Genomic DNA, 309 nt, shown 5'->3' with positions numbered 1-309 from the left:
CCTAAATTACGAAAGCCCATAAGAACGGCACTTTAGGCAGGAGCTATCTGGGGATATCCTCCAGTTATGGAGAAGGAATTTGTGCATTGAGCCTCATAGGCTGAAAAATGGCGCCATCTTCCCCCTCCCCACATGAAGGGGCACCGGCATTTCCAAGACATAAGTTGGGATTATCGGTTCATTCCAATAAAATACTTTTTCGCTCCATCCGTCGCCAAGCCCCTTGGTTTGAAAAGGACGTGCTCAACTTTAACATCATTTGCCGAGCATGGCGTACAAGCACGCCCGAAAAGCAAAAGAACTCTCGTC

The organism is Paenibacillus sp. 598K (assembly GCF_003851045.1).
In the GTDB taxonomy this organism is placed as follows: domain Bacteria; phylum Bacillota; class Bacilli; order Paenibacillales; family Paenibacillaceae; genus Paenibacillus_D.
The sequence above is the reverse complement of the archived record's forward strand: the minus strand, read 5'-3'. Positions refer to the sequence as shown.